1 protein-coding gene and 1 pseudogene are annotated in these 1,550 nt (G+C 63.5%); both read left to right on the forward strand.

The features are described 5' to 3' along the window. A pseudogene (locus EN969_RS30475) lies at nt 1–654 on the forward strand (SPOR domain-containing protein); the annotation flags it as partial. A gap of 103 nt (nt 655–757) precedes the next feature. Beyond that, nucleotides 758–1,550: D-alanyl-D-alanine carboxypeptidase family protein (locus EN969_RS30480; RefSeq protein WP_164758639.1), on the forward strand; the 793-nt coding region annotated here is incomplete at its 3' end.

The following is a 1,550-nucleotide window of genomic DNA, read 5'->3' on the forward strand; positions in this document are numbered from 1 at the left end:
CCGCTCGCCGGCGATGACTACCAGTATCTGATGGCCTCCTATCATCCCGGCAACAGGGCGCCAGACCCGTCGGATGGACTGCCGACCGGCGTCATGGTCGCCATGAACGGGCCGTCGCCAAGCCTGCCTGCCGGCACTGCTGCCGTGCCGTTTCCGGGCCAGTTGACAGATACCGGTTCTGTCCAGCCGATCATGTCGACGCAGTCGTCGGCCTATGGCGATCTGGCGCTTCCGGATTTCGGCCCGATCGTGCCGGAGCGTCCGCAGATCAATCTGCCGCCGCAATCGCCGTTTGCCGTGGCCTCGCTGTCCTATGCCGACGAGCGGGTCGAACGCGCCTCAAATGCCTTCGCCGCGATGGGTGGCGACGGCATGTCGCCGGCCGATGTGCTCCAATCATGGAAGCGGCAGCCGCCAGCGGCCGGTCCGTCCACTGACTACGTCGCGGCTGGTTCGTTCGAGGATGCAGCGGAGGCCAAGCGTGTTGCCGCTGAGCTTGCCGCATACGGCAAGATCGAGATCCAGCGTTCGGAACTCGATGGCGAGGATTGGTATTCGGTCAATCTCTATCCCGATGGCCACCGCAATCTCGATGATTTGCTGCAGGCTGCCTGGTCGCATGGCGCGCCCGATGCGCTGGCTGTGCGCAACTGAGCGCAAGCCTGATGGGATTTCCGCTGCGCGGTTGATCCGCCGCGCAAAAAGCCTGATACTTTTCGCGGGCTTGCCGGCGGTGCCGGCCAACGGGTCGAACATCATGCAATTTCGCTTGCTCCCGCCTCTCGCCGGGCTTCTGGTTTTTGGCTTGCTGCTGTTTTTCCAGGCTCCGGCCGGTGCACAGCTGTTCGAGACCAAGGCCGCGCAGGCCTTCATGATCGATGCCGAGACCGGGACGGTGCTGTTTTCCAAGGAGGCCGACAAGCCGATACCGCCGGCCTCGATGGCCAAGCTGATGACCATGGAAGTGGTTTTCAATGCCATCAAATCCGGCCGCCTGAAGCTCGACGATACGTTCGTGGTCAGCGAGAACGCCTGGCGCAAGGGTGGCGCGCCTTCGGGAACATCGACGATGTTCGCCAAGCTCAAGTCGTCGATCCGGCTCGAAGACCTGATTCAGGGCGTGACCGTGCAGGCGGCCAATGACGGCTGCATCGTCATCGCCGAAGGCATGTCGGGATCCGAAGACAATTTTGCCGTGCAGATGACCGAACGCGCCCGCCAGATCGGCCTCAAGACGTCGACTTTCGTCAATTCGACCGGCCTGCCGGCGGATGGCCAGCAGACGACCGTGCGCGAGCTGGCGCAGCTCGCCCTGCACCTGTGGCGCGATTATCCGGATTTCTATCGCTATTATGCCCAAAAGGATTTCACCTGGAACAAGATCTCACAGAGGAACCGCAATCCGCTGCTGGCGATGGACATCGGCGCCGACGGCCTGGCGGTCGGGGCGAGCGAGGCAGCCGGCTTCGGCATCGTCGGTTCGCTCAGCCACAATGGTACCCGCGTGATCGCGGCGATGAGCGGGCTGGCCTCGGACAAGGAGCGCGCCG

Origin of the sequence: Mesorhizobium sp. M7A.F.Ca.CA.003.01.2.1 (assembly GCF_003998945.1) — a bacterium.
Taxonomy (GTDB): domain Bacteria; phylum Pseudomonadota; class Alphaproteobacteria; order Rhizobiales; family Rhizobiaceae; genus Mesorhizobium; species Mesorhizobium ciceri.